This is a genomic window from Phreatobacter sp. GW821-FHT04C01 (assembly GCF_059420385.1).
Window position 1 is genome coordinate 637,535 of the sequence record NZ_JBWKTP010000004.1, and the last position, 15,609, is coordinate 653,143.

Sequence of the window (15,609 nt, forward strand, 5' to 3'; positions counted from 1 at the left end):
GCATTGCCTTGGCGAGGCAAGTCGTGGATGCCCGGGACAAGCCCGGGCAGGACGAAGTGTTGAGCTCGCATTGTCCCAAACGACCGAGGCGCCTCCGCCAAGGATAAGTCTCGTCCTGGCCGGGCTTGTCCCGGCCATCCACGACTTGGCGATGCGGCGACGGCTGAATACGTGGATGCCCGGGACAAGCCCGGGCAAGACGAAGGCGCGCGTGATCACTCCCGATTCCCGTGCGGGACCGTCAGGACGCATCGGCCCATTCAAAGCCGGTCGAGCGTCGCCTGATCAGGAACATCGCCGCAATACTTGGTCAGGGCCTGCGCGAACAGCGGCTCCTCCGGCGCGGCCCGGGCGAACAAGGTCATCGACGAACGGAACTTCAGGTCGTCGGGATTGCCGAAGATGTCGTGGAGGGTGCATCCCTCCGCCCGGTTCACCAGCGCGGTGCATTCGACAAGCCGGCGGCCGAGCACGGGATGGCCGGCATAGGACCTGGCCTCGGCGAGGGAGGCGAGCGCGAATCGCCGCGCCGTCGGGCTGAAGCCGAGGCCCGCGATCTGCGGGAAGACGAACCACATCCAGTGGCTGGTCTTCCGGGCCCGGCGCAGTTCGGCGAGAATCTGGCCGTAGATCGGATCCTGGGCGTCGATGAAGTGCTGCAGAGGATCGATGCCGGGCATGACCGCCCCCTTCGATGGATCAGTTGATCGGGCCGTCCGGGGCGAAGGCGCTCCGACAAAGCTTCCGGCGATGCGCCGCCGACGGTCGCAAGCCTTGCCGGCCCAATGAAAATACCCCAATCATTGCCGTGGATTGTGACGCCAATGTCTTGTGGCGCCAGGGCCGCATGTTAAAGTCGTTCCAGATTTGGCTAAAACTGGCCACATCGGTTGTTGAAGACCCCCTTTGCCGACGCGCGGCTTGCTTTTGCTATGGATCACCTGCCCCGCGCCGCATTGCCTGAAGGACTGGATCCATGTCGCTCGGACAGGAACGTATCGCGCTCTTCATTGACGGCGCCAATCTCTATGCGACAGCCAAGACCATTGGTTTCGATATCGACTACAAGCGGCTGCTGAAAGAATTCCAGAGCCGCGGTTATTTGCTTCGGGCTTATTATTACACCGCGCTGATCGAGGATCAGGAATATTCGTCGATCCGGCCGCTGATCGATTGGCTCGACTATAACGGTTTCACCGTCATCACCAAAACGGCCAAGGAATTTACCGATTCCATGGGGCGCCGGAAGGTGAAGGGCAATATGGACATCGAGCTTGCGGTCGATGCCATGGAACTGGCGCCGCGCGTCGACCACATCGTGCTGTTCTCCGGCGACGGCGACTTCCGCTCGCTGGTCGAGGCGCTGCAGCGCCGCGGCGTCAAGGTCTCGGTCGTGTCGACGGTCTCGGTCCAGCCGGCAATGATCGCCGACGAACTGCGCCGCCAGGCCGATGAGTTCATCGATCTCGCCCAGCTCATTCCGCGCGTCGGCCGCGACCCGTCCGAGCGGGCGCTGCGCCAGACCGGACAGGATATTCCCGGCTTCGTGCGCGACCGCCCTCGCCCGCCGCGCCCGCCGGTCGCCTCGACCAATCCGGCCGGCGCGGGCCCCGATGACGATTTCGCCGATCGTTGAGCGCGATGATCGAGCTCGACCCCGGGCGTGACTGCCCGCTTTGCCCGCGTCTCGTGGCGTTCCGGGAGAAGCAGCGCGCCGCCCATGCCGATTGGCACAATGCGCCCGTGCCGTCCTTCGGCACGGATGAGGCGCGCCTGCTGATCGTCGGGCTGGCGCCCGGCCTTCAGGGCGCCAACAAGACCGGCCGGCCGTTCACCGGCGACTGGGCCGGCGATCTGCTCTACGAGACGCTGATCGATTTCGGTTTCGCCAGCGGCGTCTATGACGAGCGGCCGGACGACGGGCTGACGCTGATCGACACGCGCATTACCAACGCGGTGCGCTGCGTGCCGCCGGAGAACAAGCCGACGACCGAGGAAATCGGCACCTGCCGGCCGTTTCTCTCGGCAACGGTCGCGGCCATGCCCCGGCTGTCGGCGATCGTCGCGCTCGGCCGCATCGGCCATGACAGCGTGGTGCGCGCGCTCGGCGAACGCCCCTCCAGGGTCGCCTTCGGCCACGGCGCCACGCACCGGGTCGGTCAGCTGACGCTGTTTTCCAGCTATCACTGCTCGCGCTACAACACGAATACCGGCGTGCTGACGCCGGCCATGTTCCGTGCCGTGTTCCAGGCGGTGCGCGCCCATCTCGACGCGGCCTGATCCGCGCGCGCCGCCCGGCCCTTTGAACCTTTTCCCTCGCTACGCACACCCATGGCCGGCGCCGCTCCGCGGTCGCCGCCGGCCGGGCTGCTCCCGCCGGCCCGGCGCGCCGAGCGAGGGACAAGTGCATGGCCATGACCAGCGACACCAGGACCATTCTGCGGATCTTGATCCTCGCCGGCGCGGCCATCGGCACGCTCTACTGGCTCGACACCACCTTGCGCGTCATCGCCCTGCCGGTGGCGCGCCGCGACGGCCTCGACACGATCGGCGTCTTGATGACCACCGGCTATTTCCTCGGCCTGGTGCTGCCGGTCCTGATTCTCGGCATTCTCGGCCGCTGGCTGGTACCGGGCGCCATCATGGCAATTGCCGTGATGGGGCTCGCCACCGACGCGATCTGGCCCTGGCTGCCCTGGTGAACGCCGCGCCGATAAGCCGCCGCCCGCAATTTCCGTTGCGTTAGTTGCACGCCGAGCCCAGGTTGAGCGCGCGGAACCGGCCGCGCGGGATCACGCGCTCGTGACCTCTCGCGAAGCGTCCACCTGACGCAAGTGCCGTGTTCCCTCTGCGCCCCGCCGGTTGGCGGGGTTGAAACACGGGAGACAGACATGAACCGCCGTCACGCCCTCAAGCTGCTGGGCGCCGCAGCCCTCGGCGCCGCCCTGCCGATTCCTGCGAGCCACAAAGTCTTCGCGCAGGCCGCCACGGGCCCCTTCACGCTGCCGCCGCTCGGTTACGGCTACGATGCGCTGGAGCCGAATATCGACACGATGACGATGACCATTCATCACCAGCGCCACCATGGCGCCTTCATCGGCAATCTCAACACGTTCGCGGCGCAGTACCCGGCCTTGAAGCCCGACGCGGTCGAGACCGTCCTGCGCAATCTCGCGGCCGCCCCCGAGGCGATCCGAGCGGGCGTGCGCAACAATCTCGGCGGCCATTGGAACCACAGCCACTTCTGGGAGATCATGACGCCCGGCGGCGCCAAGGAAGCCGGCTCCGAACTGGCCACCGCGATCAACGGCGCCTTCGGCGACCAGGGCCAGTTCCGCCAGCGCTTCAACGCGGCGGCGGCCGGCCGCTTCGGTTCGGGCTGGGCCTGGCTGGTGGTCGACAAGGACAAGAAGCTGGCGGTCGTGTCGACGCCGAACCAGGACAATCCGCTGATGGACGGCGCCAAGGGCGTGGTGCTCGGCGTCGATGTCTGGGAACACGCCTATTACCTGAAATACCAGAACCGCCGCCCCGACTACGTGACGGCCTGGTGGAACACCGTGAACTGGACCAAGGCGGGCGCGAACTTCCAGAAGGCGATGGCGTAAATCCCGTCGCGCGATGCGGGGAGCGGCTCGACGCTGCCCGCATCGCCGCGGCCGCCGTCAGTTTGCATGCTTCACATGAGCAAAGTTATTTCACGGCTTGGAATAGCTCATGAATTCCATCAGCGATCCGTCGGGATCGCGGAAATAGACGCTGGTTCCCGGCCCCTTGGCGCCGTTGCGCGCGACCGGGCCGAGCTCGACGGCCACCTGATGGCGCGCCAGATGGGCGACGGCGCCGTCGATCGGCCCGTCCCATTCAAAACAGAGATCGGAATTGCCGGGCTGCACCGGCAGCCTGGCGACCGGGGTGGCCTCGACGCCCGGCCCATGGCAGTTGAGCTGGGTATCGCCGAAACGATAGGCGAAACCTGGTCCGCGCGCGATGATCTCGGCGCCGAGCACGTCGCGATAGAAGGCGTTGGATCTAACCCAATCGCCGACATGGATCACGCAATGGTCGAGCTTGATCCGCATCGGGGGTGTCTCCGGGCTAGCCGCGGTCGCGCATGATGCGCGCCTGGTCGCGCTGCCAGTCGCGCTTTTTCTCGCTCTCGCGCTTGTCGTGCAGCTTCTTGCCGCGCGCGAGCGCGATCTGCAGCTTGGCGCGGCCCTTTTCGTTGAAATAGAGCTTCAACGGAATGACCGTCATGCCTTCGCGCTGGACGCCGCCGATCAGCTTGGCGATTTCCTTCTTGTGCAGCAGCAGGCGGCGCGGCCGGCGCGGCTCATGGTTGAAACGGTTCGCCTGCAGATATTCCGGGATATTGCAGTTGAACAGGAAGAATTCCTCGCCCGAAGGCCCGGCATAGCTCTCGGCGATCGTCGCCTTGGCGGCGCGCAACGACTTCACCTCGGTGCCGGTCAGCGACAGGCCGGCCTCGAAGGTCTCCATGATCTCATAGTCATAGCGACCGCGACGATTGTCGGCGATCAGCTTGATATTGGGATCCTGCTTGGGCGCCATCAGTTCATCAGGCCGGCATGGACGAGCGCTGCCTTGAGGGTTTCCTTGGTCGCGGCGGTCACCGGAACCATGGGCAGCCGGGTCTCTTCCGACATGCGGCCGAGCATGGCGAGCGCCGCCTTGGAGGGGGCCGGGTTGGGCTCGACAAACAGCGCCTGATGCAGCGGGAACAGCTTGTCCTGCAGCTTCAGCGCGGTCTTGTAGTCGCCCGCCAGGCAGGCATTCTGGAAATCGGCGCAGAGCCGGGGCGCGACATTGGCGGTCACCGAGATGCAGCCGTGGCCGCCATGGGCCATATGGGCCAGCGCGGTGCCGTCCTCGCCGGACAGCTGGATGAAGTCAGGGCCGCAAACCTCACGCTGGGCCGAGACCCGGTCGAGCTTGGCGGTGGCATCCTTGACGCCGACGATGTTCTTGATCTTCGCGAGCCGGCCCATGGTCTCGACCGTCATGTCGACCACCGAGCGCGGCGGGATATTGTAGATCAGGATCGGCAGCGCGGTCGCTTCGGCGATCGCCTTGAAGTGCTGATAGAGCCCTTCCTGGTTCGGCTTGTTGTAATAGGGCGTGACGTGCAGCAGCCCCTGCGCGCCGACCTTCTCGGCATGCTGGGAGAATTCGATGGCATCGACCGTGTTGTTGGAACCAGCGCCGGCGATGACGGGCACCCGGCCGCGGGCTTCCTCGATGGCCCAGACGATGACCTGCTTGTGTTCCTCATGGGTGAGCGTCGGGCTCTCGCCGGTCGTGCCGACCGGCACCACGCCGTGCGAACCTTCCGCGATCACCCAGTTCACATGGGCGCGGAACGCTTTCTCGTCGACCTTGCCATTGGAAAACGGCGTGACGAGCGCGGGCATCGACCCCTTGAACAGAGCGGCGGACATGAAACGTTCTCCCGAACGTGGATGAGTTAGCACGGAATAGCGCGGCCGGTCGCCGCGCGTGAAAGGTCGGACACAAAGCCTTGTGACGGCCCGGACGTCAAGCGTGGCGGTATTTTCGCATGGCTGACGGCGCCTCGTCGATTCGACCAACGCCCGAGAAATATACGACACGCCGATAAAAATCCCATGATGAATTCGCCGGTGTTCCATCACCACGCCATATGGGCCGCGGCTTCAGGCGCCGGAACTGGCGCCGTGGCGGCCCTCCGCCGCCATTTGCCGCACCTGTGCGATCAGCCGGCGGGTCGCGGCGGAAAGCGCGCCGCCGCGATAGGCCAGATGCAGCGGCGCGACCAGATCGGCCGCGTCGGTCAGGCCACGATAGGCGATGCCTTCGGTCTCGAGGCGGCGCATGGAAGCCGGAATGATCGAGACGCCGAGCCCGGCGGCGACCAGGCTGAGGGTCGACGGCATGCGCGGCGCCTCCTGGCCGATGCGCGGGCTGAAGCCGGCGGCGCGGCAAGCGGCGATGATCGCGTCATAAAGCCCCGGCCCGGTCGGCCGGCGGTAGAGAATGAAGGTTTCGCCGGCGAGATCGGCCAGCGCGATATGGCCGGCCGGGCGCGCGCCGCGCGGGCCCGGCCCGGCCAGGGGATGATGCGCCGGCAGCGCCGCCAGCATCGGCTCTTCGAGCAAGGGCTCGACGGCGATGCCCGCGGCTTCGCCGGCCGGCGCCCGGATGAAGGCGGCGTCGAGCCGGCCGCTGCGCAGGGCGCCGACCAGTTCGACGGTGCCGCCCTCCTCCAGCGCCAGCGACACGTCGGGGGCCGCGTCGCCGAAGGCGCGGATCGCCGACAGCACGAAGGGATGGAACGCCGCCGAACTGGTGAAGCCGACGGCAATGCGACCGCTTTCGCCGCGGGCGACGCGGCGTGCCGTTTCGACCGCGCGCTCGACCTGGGCCAGGATGGCGCGCGCGTCCTCGAGCAGCACCTGGCCGCTTTCGGTCAGCTGCATGCCGCGCGGCAGGCGATGGAACAACACCGCGCCGATCTCGGCCTCCATGGCGCGGATCTGCTGGCTCAGCGGCGGCTGCTGCATGCCGAGCCTTTCGGCCGCGCGCGTCACATGGCCTTCCTCGGCGACGGCGACGAAATAGCGAAGCTGGCGAAGGTCGATCAACGGCATATCCCATCGATATGGCAAGGCAATGAAACATATATTGGACTGCCATGGCCAGGAGAAGTAGGTCGATAACCACAAATCCGGTCGCGAACGGGCGCGCCGGGAGGCCGCGCCTCGCCTTGTGCTTGGCCGGGCACGGAGCGGGACGATGACGGTGGCGGCCAACGAGCTTCAGGTGAGCGAGCAAGCAGGACCGCCCACCGTGCGGGCCTTGTTCCTCGGCTTTCTGGGGCTCGGCCTGACCGGTTTCGGCGGCGTCCTGCCGCTCGCCCGCACCATGATCGTCGAGCGGCGGCAATGGCTGACGGCCGAAGAATTCACCGACCTGCTCGGGCTCTGCCAGTTCCTGCCCGGCGGCAACATCATCAACCTGTCGGTGGCGATCGGCCTGAAATTCCATGGTCTTGCCGGCGCATTGGCTTCGATCCTCGGCCTGATCGCCTTTCCCTCGATCATCGTCATCGGCCTTGGCGTCATCGCCGAGCATCTGCAGGGCGACCCGCATGTGCAGCACATGTTCGCGGGGCTGGCGGCCGCCGCGGCCGGCCTGCTCGTCTCGATGGCCGTCAAGATCGCATGGCCCTTGCGCCGCCGGCCGGAGGGCATCGTCATCGCCGTGGCCTGTTTCGTCGCCATCGCCGTTCTGCGCCTGCCCTTGCTGCCGACCATGCTGACGCTCGCGCCCTTGAGCATTCTGGCGACCTGGTTCGTCAGGGTCCGGGCCTCGGGCCTTGGGGGTGCCAAGCCATGACGTCGGTCCTGGTCGCCCTCGCCGTCATCTTCACCCAGCTGTCGCTGCTCGCCTTTGGCGGCGGCAATACGATCCTGCCGGAGATGCAGCGGCAGGTCGTGGATATCCATCACTGGATGACCGCGCGCGAATTCTCGACCATGTTCGCCGTGGCGCAGGCTTCCCCCGGACCGAACATGATGATCGTCACGCTGGTCGGCTGGCACGTCGCGGGCTGGCAAGGCGTGCTGGTGACCTCGCTGGCGAAATTCGGCCCGTCTTCCATCGTCACGGGGATCGCCATGGGCCTGTGGCAGCGCTTCAAGGACAATCCCTGGCGCGCCACGGTCCAGGCCGGGCTGGTGCCGATGACGGTCGGCCTGGTCTCGGCCAGCGCCGCGCTGATCACCGAGGCCTCCGACCATGAATGGATCCTGGTGGCGATCACCGCCGCCGTCGCGCTGGTCACCTTCAAGACCCGCATCCACCCGCTCTGGGCCCTTGGCGCGGGCGCCCTGCTCGGCTGGAGCGGCTTCGGCCAGCTCTGATCGCCGCGCATCGTTAGCGGCCGCTTAACCAGTTTTACCGGATGCCACCCGTCCCGTTCAGCACTCGTCAAGGAAAACGAACGACAAACGATCACTCAAAGGCCGCATTTCGCCCGCGGGGTGAGGCCATCCGGTGTTGCGTATCAGGACGGTTTCATGGTGCCGACCTTTGTTTACCCTTTGCGTCTGGCGCTGCTGACCAGGGTTGCCCTCGGCGTCTTGACGCTGGCCGGACCGGCCTGCGCCCAAGCAACCGACGGCGATATCGCCCAGCATCTGCTGGAGCGGCGGGCGACCGAGGCGGCCCAGAGCGAGCAGTCGGCCGCCGAACCGCTGCCGGCCGAGCAGCCGATCGTCGAGGCTCGCGCAACCGCGCCCACCACCACCGGGTCGATCCCGCAGGCCGACCGGGCGTGGCGCCCGCAAGGCGATGCCGGCGGCCAGGCCGACGTCGCCGCTCTCGGCCGGGTGATCACGGCGGCCAAGGCCGGCCGGGTCGACCAGGCGACCGCCGGCCGCAATGCCCTGACCGACCCGATTTCGCGGGCGATCGCCGAATGGGCCATTCTCCGCTCCAATGAAGGCGTCGGCTTCGCCCGGCTGTCGGCCTTCCTGCAGGCCAATCCGGGCTTTCCCGCTTCGCAGCGCATTCGCATGCGTGCCGAGGGCGCGCTGCTGGAAGAGAATCTCGACGCGGCGACGGTGCGCGCCTTTTACGCCACCCGCCAGCCCAACTCCGCCAAAGGCAAGATCGCCCTTGCCATCGCGCTGAAGCGCGGCGGCGATGCCGAGCGTGGCAATCGCCTGGCGCGCGACATCTGGCGGCGCGACGATCTCTCCGCCGACACCGAGCAGACCTTGCTCACCGCCTTCGGATCGATCCTGACCCAGGCCGATCACAAGGCCCGCCTCGACCACATGCTGCATGCCGAGCAGGACGGCACCGCCATGCGCGCGGCGCAGCGGCTCGGTGGCGGCCAGGTGGTCCTGGCGCGTGCCTTCCTCGCCATCGGCGCAAGGCGCGCCAATGGCGGCGCCCTGCTCGCCCAGGTTCCGGCTTCGCTGCACCAGGATCCCGCCTACCTGTTCGCCAAGGCGCAATGGCTGCGCCGCGAGGACCGGGCCCAGGAGGCCGCCGCCGTGCTGATCGCGGCGCCGCGCGACCCGGCGGTGCTCGGCAGCCCCGAGGACTGGTGGACCGAGCGGCGCGTCATGGTGCGCAAGCTGCTCGACGCGGGCGATGCCCGCACCGCCTATCGCGTCGCCTCGACCCATTCGGTTCGCCAGGGCTCGGCACGGGTCGAAGCCGAATTCCATTGCGGCTGGCTGGCACTGCGCTTCCTCAACGATCCGGCGACCGCCCTGCGTCATTTCGAAGCCGCGCGCCACGCCTCCAACACGCCGATGTCGCAGTCGCGGGCGTTCTACTGGGTGGCTCGCGCCCAGGAAGCCCTCGGCCAGCAGGCCGAGGCGCGCCGTTCCTACGAGGCAGCCGCGCGCCATCCGACCCATTATTACGGCCAATTGGCCCGCGCCAAGCTCGGCATGACCGACCTGCCGATCCGCCGGCCGGTGGAAGCCACGCCCGTCCGCGGGCCCTCGGCCCGGGCGCTGAGCATGCTCTACCAGCTCGGCGAACAGGATCTGGCCCGTGCCATCCTGGCCGATCTCGGCCTGCGCGCCATGGATACCGGGCAATTGCATGCCGCGGCCGAAGTCGCGGCGCGCAACAACGACGCCAAGGGCGTGCTGATCCTCGGCAAGCTCGCCAACAACCGCGGCCTGCCATTCGACATCCACGCCTTCCCGACCATTGGCATTCCGCAATATGCCCATGTCGGGCCGGAGGTCGACCGGGCCGTCGTCTATGCCATCGCGCGGCAGGAATCGACTTTCGACCCGCGCGCCGTCAGCCATGCCGGCGCGCGCGGCCTGCTGCAGCTCATGCCGGCGACGGCACGGGCGACGGCGCGCACCTATGGCGTCGCCTTCGACCAGGGCCGCCTGATCAGCGACCCCGCCTATAACGCGCGGATCGGCGCGGCCCATCTCGGCGAACTGGTGGCCGAGTTCAACGGCAGCTACATCATGACCTTCGCCGCCTATAATGCCGGTCGCGGCCGGGTGCGCGAATGGGTGCAGGCCTATGGCGACCCACGCGACCCGCGTGTCGATCCGATCGATTGGGTGGAGCGCATTCCCTTCACCGAGACGCGCAACTATGTGCAGCGCGTGATGGAGAACGTGCAGGTCTACCGGGCGCGCCTCGGCGGCGGATCCGGCCTGCGCATCGAGGCCGATCTCAGGCGCGGCCGGACGAACTGACCCGCCGAATGGCGACCGGCCGAACCGGCGGTCAGCTCTTGCCGGTTTTCGGCTCGACCGCCACCGCCACCAGCCAGCGCCGGATGACCCGTTCGTCGGCCTCGGAGAACCCTTCGGACAGATGCTGTTCGGCGTCACGGACCGCCTCGCGGCAGCCGGCGAGCAAGGTCTTGCCGGCTTCCGACAGGCCGAGCTCCTGGATCCGGCCATGCACGGCGTGCGCCTTGCGGGTGACGGCGCCTGCCCGCTCCAGGTTGGCGACGATGACACTGACCGTCTGGGGCGTCAGCATGGTCAGGCGGGCGATGTCGGCATTGGACAGGCCCGGATAGGCGCCGAGCATGGTGAGCACCAGGAATTGCGGCGGCGTGGTGTCGAGAGGGCTCAGCGCGCGCTCGAGCCGCAGCCGATGGGCGGCGCCTGCCTGGCGCAGCAGGTAGCCGAGATAGCCCTCCTCGCCGCGCTTGCCTTCGCCGATATCAGGCATCGCAGGTGGCCCGGCAGGCTTGCGCATCATATCAGTGCTCTTATATGTTGTTCGTGTTCTAACATTATCTCCTATCCGCAAAAAGAGCCAGCCATGTCCGCATCTGCCCCCCGCATTGGTTATGAAGCCTTCGGCACGATCGCCCCCGCCGCGCGCGCGGCGCTGACCGCGCTCGGCAAGGCCGTCGACGATTCCGGTCTCGACAAGGGATTGACCGAGCTTCTCAAACTGCGCGCGTCGCAGATCAACGGCTGCGCGTTCTGCATCCAGTATCATCTGCATCTGGCGCGCAGGGCCGGCGTGGCGGCGGTCAAGCTCGACCTGGTCGCCGCCTGGGCGGAAGCCGGCATCTATTCGCCGCGCGAAACGGCGGCGCTCGCCTGGACCGAAGCGCTCACCGTCAATCCGGGCGCCGGCGCGACCGACGCGCTCTATGCCAGCGTGCGCGAACAGTTCAGTGAGACCGAGCTGGCCTTCCTGACCGCGGCGATCGCCAATATCAACGCATGGAACCGGATCGCCGCCTCGCTGCGCTTCGCCGTGGCGGGCGCGTAGGGCGAGCGGGTGGCGAGTAGCGAATAGCGATGAAGCGAAACCCGCCGTGTGCGTCAGCCCTCTCCTGCGGCGGCGCAGGAGAGGGTTCGCGCTGTGCCTCGCGCATCATGCCCCATTCGCCACTCGCCATTCGCCCCCTCACCCCCTCAGCGTCACCCGGGCGGGCGGCTCGGTATGGGCTGCGGGCTCCATGGCTTCGACCAGCTGAATGAAGGACGAGCCCGGCAGAGGCGGCGCGAAGACGTAGCCTTGCGCACTGCGGACGCCGCGCCGGCGCAGGGCCTCGACCTGGGCGAAGGTCTCGACGCCTTCGGCGACCACGTCCATGTTCAGATGCGCCGCCAGATCGATCAGGCTGTCGACAATGGCGGTGGACTGGCGCTCGGCGCCAAGCGCGTCGATGAACAGCTTGTCGATCTTCATGACGTCGACGCCGAGCTTCAACAGATAGCTCATGCCGCCATGGCCGGTGCCGACATCGTCGAGCGCCACCTTGACCTCCATGGCCTGGAAGCGGGCGATGATGCTGCGCGCGGTCTCGATGTCGTCGAGCGGGTCGCGCTCGGTCACCTCGAGCAGGATCTGCGACAGCCGAAGGTCGGACGCGCCGAAAATGGTGGCGACGTCGGCGATGATGGTGTCGTCCTTGAAGTGCGCGGCGCAGAGATTGAAGCCGCATTTGAGCGTGGGGCGCACCGAATAGGTCGGGCCGAGCTCCTGGGCGGCCTGGCGCATCAGCGCCAGCGTCAGCGGGAAGATGAAGCCGGAGCGCTCGGCGCGGTCGATGAAGGCGCCCGGCGGGACGATGCTGCCGTCGGGTTTGCGCCATCGCACGAGCACCTCGCAGCCAAGGATGCGACCGGTGTCGATATCGAGGATCGGCTGGTAGTGCGGAATGAACTCGCCATTGTCGAGCGCGTCCTGCATCTCGGCCATGGGGTCGACGCCGCGCCGCGCGGAAATGACAATGAGCGCGCCGATGACCAGGCCGAGAAGCGCGGCGACCACGGTGGCCAGGACGATGATCCAGAGCCGCGCCTCGCGCCAGTCGGCGCGCGACGCGGTGACCGCAACCTTGATCGGCAGGCTCTGCGAAACATTGTCCAGCCGGGCGTCGAAGGCGGCACCGTTGCGGCCCAGATTGCGGGAGATCAGCAAGGCCGAGCCTTCGCTGAGATTGACCTCGATGCCCAGCCGGTCTCCCGTCCCGCCGGCGGTCTGATAGGGGGCGAACAGGCTGGCCGCCACCAGTCCGCCGAAAATCGCGTTCTCATGCTCGCGCCAGACGATCCTGAGTGCCCTGCCCTCGGAGCCGAAAGCGACCACCGACCCCAGCGAAATGCGCGGGTCGCGGGTGGGAAGCAGCTCGGAGAGCGGCGAGATACGGACGAGCTCGCCGATATTGTTGCACAGCACCGTGCCGTCGGGCGCCAGCACCGCCAGTTCCTTCAGCACCGGCGAGCCGAAGACCAGGACGCGCAGCGCCTCGCGGTCGCGCAGGTTGCAGGTGCTGGCCCGGCGCAGCGCCGCTTCCTTGAGCGTCACCACCGAGCGCTCGACCGAGCTCTCGATGCGCTGGATGACCTGGGTCGCCATGCGCTGGAGATGGGCTTGCAGGTCGCGCTCGACATAAGCTTCGGCGCCGAAATAAGCCGCGATGGGCGCAAGCGTCGCAATCGCGGCCGCCGCCATCCACACCAGGCCTCTCGCGCCCAAGCCCGCCCTCAAACCCACCCCACCGATCGCTGCCGAATCCGCCAGGAACCGGCAGGATCGTACAAGGATATCAGGACATTAAGGAGCGCGTCTTAATGGTCTCTTGCCTGCCCTATGGTCAGGCGGCAGGCAATTTCGCGGCCTCCTGAGCCTCGACCACCGCCAGCGCCGTCATGTTGACGACGCCGCGCGCGGTGACCGAGGAGGTCAGGATATGCGCCGGCTTGGCCGGGCCGACCAGGATCGGGCCGACCGGCAAGGCGTCGGCCAGCACCTTGATCACCTGGAAGGCGATATTGGCGGCGGCCATGTTGGGCATGATCAGCACATTGGCGACGCCGGTCAGCTTGGAATGCGGGAAGATGCGCTCGCGCAGCTCCGGCAGGAGGGCCGTATCCGCGTGCATCTCGCCGTCGACCTCGAGACCCGGCGCCCGCTCCCAGATCAGCTTCAGGGCCTTGCGCAGGGTTTCCGCATCGGCGTCGTCATAGCTGCCGAAATCGGAGTGGCAGACCAGCGCGATCTTCGGCTCCAGGCCGAAACGCCGGACATGGCCGGCGGCGGTGATCGCCATGTTGGCGATCTGCTCGGGCGTCGGGTCGGTGGTGACATGGGTGTCCGCGATGAACAGCGGGCCCTTGGAGGTGATCAGCAGCGACAGGGCCGCCAGCCCTTCGCAATCGTCGTTCAAGCCGATCACCTGGCGGATATGGCGCAGATGCGTGTTGAACCGGCCCTCGACGCCGCAGATCATGGCGTCGGCATCGCCACGCGCCAGCGCGACGGCGGCGATCGCCGAATTGGAGGTGCGCATGATGGTGCGCGCCGCGTCGGGCGTCACGCCGCGCCGGCCGGTGCTCTCGTGATAGCTCGCGACATAATCGCGATAGCGCGGGTCGGACTGAGGGTCGATCAGTTCGAAATCCTTGCCCGGCCGGATCGACAGGCCGAACCGCTCAAGCCGCTGCTCGACCACCGCGGGCCGGCCGATCAGCACCGGCAAAGCCAGCCCCTCCTCGACCACGACCTGGGCGGCGCGCAGGATCCGCTCGTCCTCGCCCTCGGCATAGATGACGCGCTTCGGCGCCTCGCGGGCCTTGTCGAAGACCGGCTTCATCAACAGGCCGGAGCGGAAGACGAAGCGCGACAGTTCGGTGCGATAGGCGTCGAAATCGGTGATCGGCCGGGTGGCGACACCGGTTTCCATGGCCGCCTTGGCCACCGCCGGCGCGATGCGCAGGATCAGCCGCGGATCGAAGGGCGAGGGAATGAGGTTGCCGGCGCCGAACGTGCCGACCTCGCCGCCATAGGCCCGCGCCACCACGTCGGAGGGCGCCTCACGCGCCAGGCCGGCGATGGCGCGCACGGCGGCGAGCTTCATCGGCTCGTTGATCGCGGTCGCGCCGCAATCGAGCGCGCCGCGGAAGATGTAGGGGAAACACAGGACATTATTGACCTGATTGGGGAAATCCGACCGTCCGGTGCAGATCATCGCGTCGGGCCGCGCCTCGCGCGCGACGTCGGGCATGATCTCCGGATTGGGATTGGCCAGCGCCATGATCAGCGGGCCCTTGCCCATGCGCTTGACCATGTCCGGCTTCAGCACGCCGGCCGCGGAAACGCCGAGGAAAATGTCGGCATCGCCAATGATGTCGCCAAGGGTTCGGGCATTGGTGTCCTTGGCATAGACCTCCTTATAGGGGTCCATCAGCTTTTCGCGGCCCTTGTAGACGACCCCTTCGATGTCGGAGACCCAGATGTTTTCGGTCTTGGCCCCGAGTTCGACCAGCAGGTTGAGGCAGGCGATGGCAGCGGCGCCCGCGCCGGAGGCGACGATCTTGACGTCCTCGATGCGCTTGCCCATCAGCTCCAGCGCATTGGTGACCGCCGCGCCGACGATGATCGCGGTTCCGTGCTGGTCGTCGTGGAATACGGGAATCGCCATGCGCTCGCGCAGGCGCCGCTCGACCTCGAAACATTCCGGGGCCTTGATGTCCTCGAGGTTGATGCCGCCGAAGGTCGGTTCGAGCGCCGCGATCACGTCGACGATGCGATCGACCTCACGCGCGTCGATCTCGATATCGAAGACGTCGATGCCGGCGAATTTCTTGAACAGGACCGCCTTGCCCTCCATCACCGGCTTGCCGGCGAGCGGGCCGATATCGCCGAGCCCGAGCACGGCCGTGCCGTTGGAGATGACCGCCACCAGGTTGGCGCGGATGGTCAGCTCGGCGGCTTGAGCCGGATCGGCGACGATCGCCTCGCAGGCCGCCGCCACGCCGGGGGAATAGGCCAAGGCCAGATCGCGCTGATTGCCCAGAGGCTTGGTGGCCTGGATCTCCAACTTACCCGGCCGCGGCAGCCGATGATAAATCAGCGCGCCGGCTTTCAGATCGTCGGTAATTTCCTTGGACATGTACCCCTCCGATGACGCGGTCATGCGCTTCTGGTTTTGCCGGGTCAACCATCCGACATCAAGAGCCGGCCGGAAAGCCGGTCTGGCCAATCAGCACCTTTGCCGAACAGGAAAAAGCGCATTTGCCGACAAGGCGAGTCAGCCGCGGTGCCGGATGGCCGCCCTAACACAAATCGTCATGCCGATTG

Annotated in this window: 16 protein-coding genes; 8 read left to right on the top strand and 8 right to left on the bottom strand. The window is 67.2% G+C overall.

Translation table 11 applies throughout. The features are described from left to right. Positions 1-260: 260 nt before the first annotated feature. On the bottom strand, positions 261-680 hold the full coding sequence (locus AC07WJ_RS18905) for a DUF1810 domain-containing protein (protein ID WP_494936161.1): 420 nt from the start codon (positions 678-680) through the stop codon (positions 261-263). Between the two features lie 296 nt (positions 681-976). On the opposite strand from AC07WJ_RS18905, the gene AC07WJ_RS18910 reads away from it, so the two are divergent. From AC07WJ_RS18910 to AC07WJ_RS18925, 4 genes are all read left to right on the top strand, one after another. After that, positions 977-1,636 carry a LabA-like NYN domain-containing protein gene (locus AC07WJ_RS18910; RefSeq protein ID WP_494936162.1) on the top strand — a complete coding sequence of 220 codons (660 nt, stop codon included), beginning with the start codon at positions 977-979 and terminating at the stop codon, positions 1,634-1,636. 5 nt (positions 1,637-1,641) lie between these two features. After that, positions 1,642-2,280 carry a uracil-DNA glycosylase gene (locus AC07WJ_RS18915; protein WP_494936163.1) on the top strand — a complete coding sequence of 213 codons (639 nt, stop codon included), beginning with the start codon at positions 1,642-1,644 and terminating at the stop codon, positions 2,278-2,280. 128 nt (positions 2,281-2,408) lie between these two features. Next, on the top strand, positions 2,409-2,702 hold the full coding sequence (locus AC07WJ_RS18920) for a hypothetical protein (protein WP_494936164.1): 294 nt from the start codon (positions 2,409-2,411) through the stop codon (positions 2,700-2,702). 189 nt (positions 2,703-2,891) lie between these two features. Beyond that, a complete protein-coding gene (locus AC07WJ_RS18925) occupies positions 2,892-3,608 on the top strand; it encodes a superoxide dismutase (protein WP_494936165.1) in 717 nt (238 codons plus the stop codon). Between the two features lie 90 nt (positions 3,609-3,698). Here AC07WJ_RS18925 and AC07WJ_RS18930 read toward each other — a convergent pair whose 3' ends face one another. The 4 genes from AC07WJ_RS18930 to AC07WJ_RS18945 form a co-directional block, all read right to left on the bottom strand. Continuing rightward, positions 3,699-4,082: a VOC family protein gene (locus AC07WJ_RS18930; RefSeq protein ID WP_494936166.1), complete on the bottom strand. Its 384-nt coding sequence runs from the start codon at positions 4,080-4,082 to the stop codon at positions 3,699-3,701. A 16-nt stretch (positions 4,083-4,098) separates the two neighbouring features. After that, the gene (smpB, locus tag AC07WJ_RS18935) at positions 4,099-4,572 is read right to left on the bottom strand and encodes an SsrA-binding protein SmpB (protein WP_136963509.1); all 474 of its coding nucleotides are present in this window, start codon (positions 4,570-4,572) and stop codon (positions 4,099-4,101) included. Further along, complete coding sequence (dapA, locus tag AC07WJ_RS18940; RefSeq protein ID WP_494936167.1) at positions 4,572-5,459, bottom strand: 4-hydroxy-tetrahydrodipicolinate synthase; 888 nt, start codon at positions 5,457-5,459, stop codon at positions 4,572-4,574. The genes smpB and dapA overlap by 1 nt, the downstream gene beginning before the upstream one ends. A 234-nt stretch (positions 5,460-5,693) precedes the next feature. Beyond that, positions 5,694-6,641: a LysR family transcriptional regulator gene (locus AC07WJ_RS18945; RefSeq protein ID WP_494936168.1), complete on the bottom strand. Its 948-nt coding sequence runs from the start codon at positions 6,639-6,641 to the stop codon at positions 5,694-5,696. A 178-nt stretch (positions 6,642-6,819) separates the two neighbouring features. On the opposite strand from AC07WJ_RS18945, the gene AC07WJ_RS18950 reads away from it, so the two are divergent. From AC07WJ_RS18950 to AC07WJ_RS18960, 3 genes are all read left to right on the top strand, one after another. Next, positions 6,820-7,395: a chromate transporter gene (locus AC07WJ_RS18950; protein WP_494936169.1), complete on the top strand. Its 576-nt coding sequence runs from the start codon at positions 6,820-6,822 to the stop codon at positions 7,393-7,395. Then, positions 7,392-7,922, top strand: coding sequence for a chromate transporter (locus tag AC07WJ_RS18955; protein WP_494936170.1), 531 nt, complete (start codon positions 7,392-7,394; stop codon positions 7,920-7,922). The genes AC07WJ_RS18950 and AC07WJ_RS18955 overlap by 4 nt, the downstream gene beginning before the upstream one ends. A 156-nt stretch (positions 7,923-8,078) precedes the next feature. After that, complete coding sequence (locus tag AC07WJ_RS18960) at positions 8,079-10,247, top strand: lytic transglycosylase domain-containing protein (RefSeq protein WP_494936171.1); 2,169 nt, start codon at positions 8,079-8,081, stop codon at positions 10,245-10,247. A 31-nt stretch (positions 10,248-10,278) separates the two neighbouring features. On the opposite strand, the gene AC07WJ_RS18965 is transcribed toward AC07WJ_RS18960, so the two are convergent. Next, positions 10,279-10,761: a MarR family winged helix-turn-helix transcriptional regulator gene (locus AC07WJ_RS18965; RefSeq protein WP_494936258.1), complete on the bottom strand. Its 483-nt coding sequence runs from the start codon at positions 10,759-10,761 to the stop codon at positions 10,279-10,281. Positions 10,762-10,827: 66 nt separating this feature from the next. Here AC07WJ_RS18965 and AC07WJ_RS18970 point away from each other — a divergent pair, with 66 nt between their 5' ends. Continuing rightward, complete coding sequence (locus AC07WJ_RS18970) at positions 10,828-11,289, top strand: carboxymuconolactone decarboxylase family protein (RefSeq protein WP_494936172.1); 462 nt, start codon at positions 10,828-10,830, stop codon at positions 11,287-11,289. Positions 11,290-11,427: 138 nt separating this feature from the next. Here AC07WJ_RS18970 and AC07WJ_RS18975 read toward each other — a convergent pair whose 3' ends face one another. Together AC07WJ_RS18975 and AC07WJ_RS18980 are read right to left on the bottom strand one after the other, a co-directional pair. After that, positions 11,428-13,005: an EAL domain-containing protein gene (locus tag AC07WJ_RS18975; protein ID WP_494936173.1), complete on the bottom strand. Its 1,578-nt coding sequence runs from the start codon at positions 13,003-13,005 to the stop codon at positions 11,428-11,430. A gap of 118 nt (positions 13,006-13,123) precedes the next feature. Further along, the gene (locus AC07WJ_RS18980; RefSeq protein ID WP_494936174.1) at positions 13,124-15,421 is read right to left on the bottom strand and encodes an NADP-dependent malic enzyme; all 2,298 of its coding nucleotides are present in this window, start codon (positions 15,419-15,421) and stop codon (positions 13,124-13,126) included. Between the last annotated feature and the right edge of the window lie 188 nt (positions 15,422-15,609).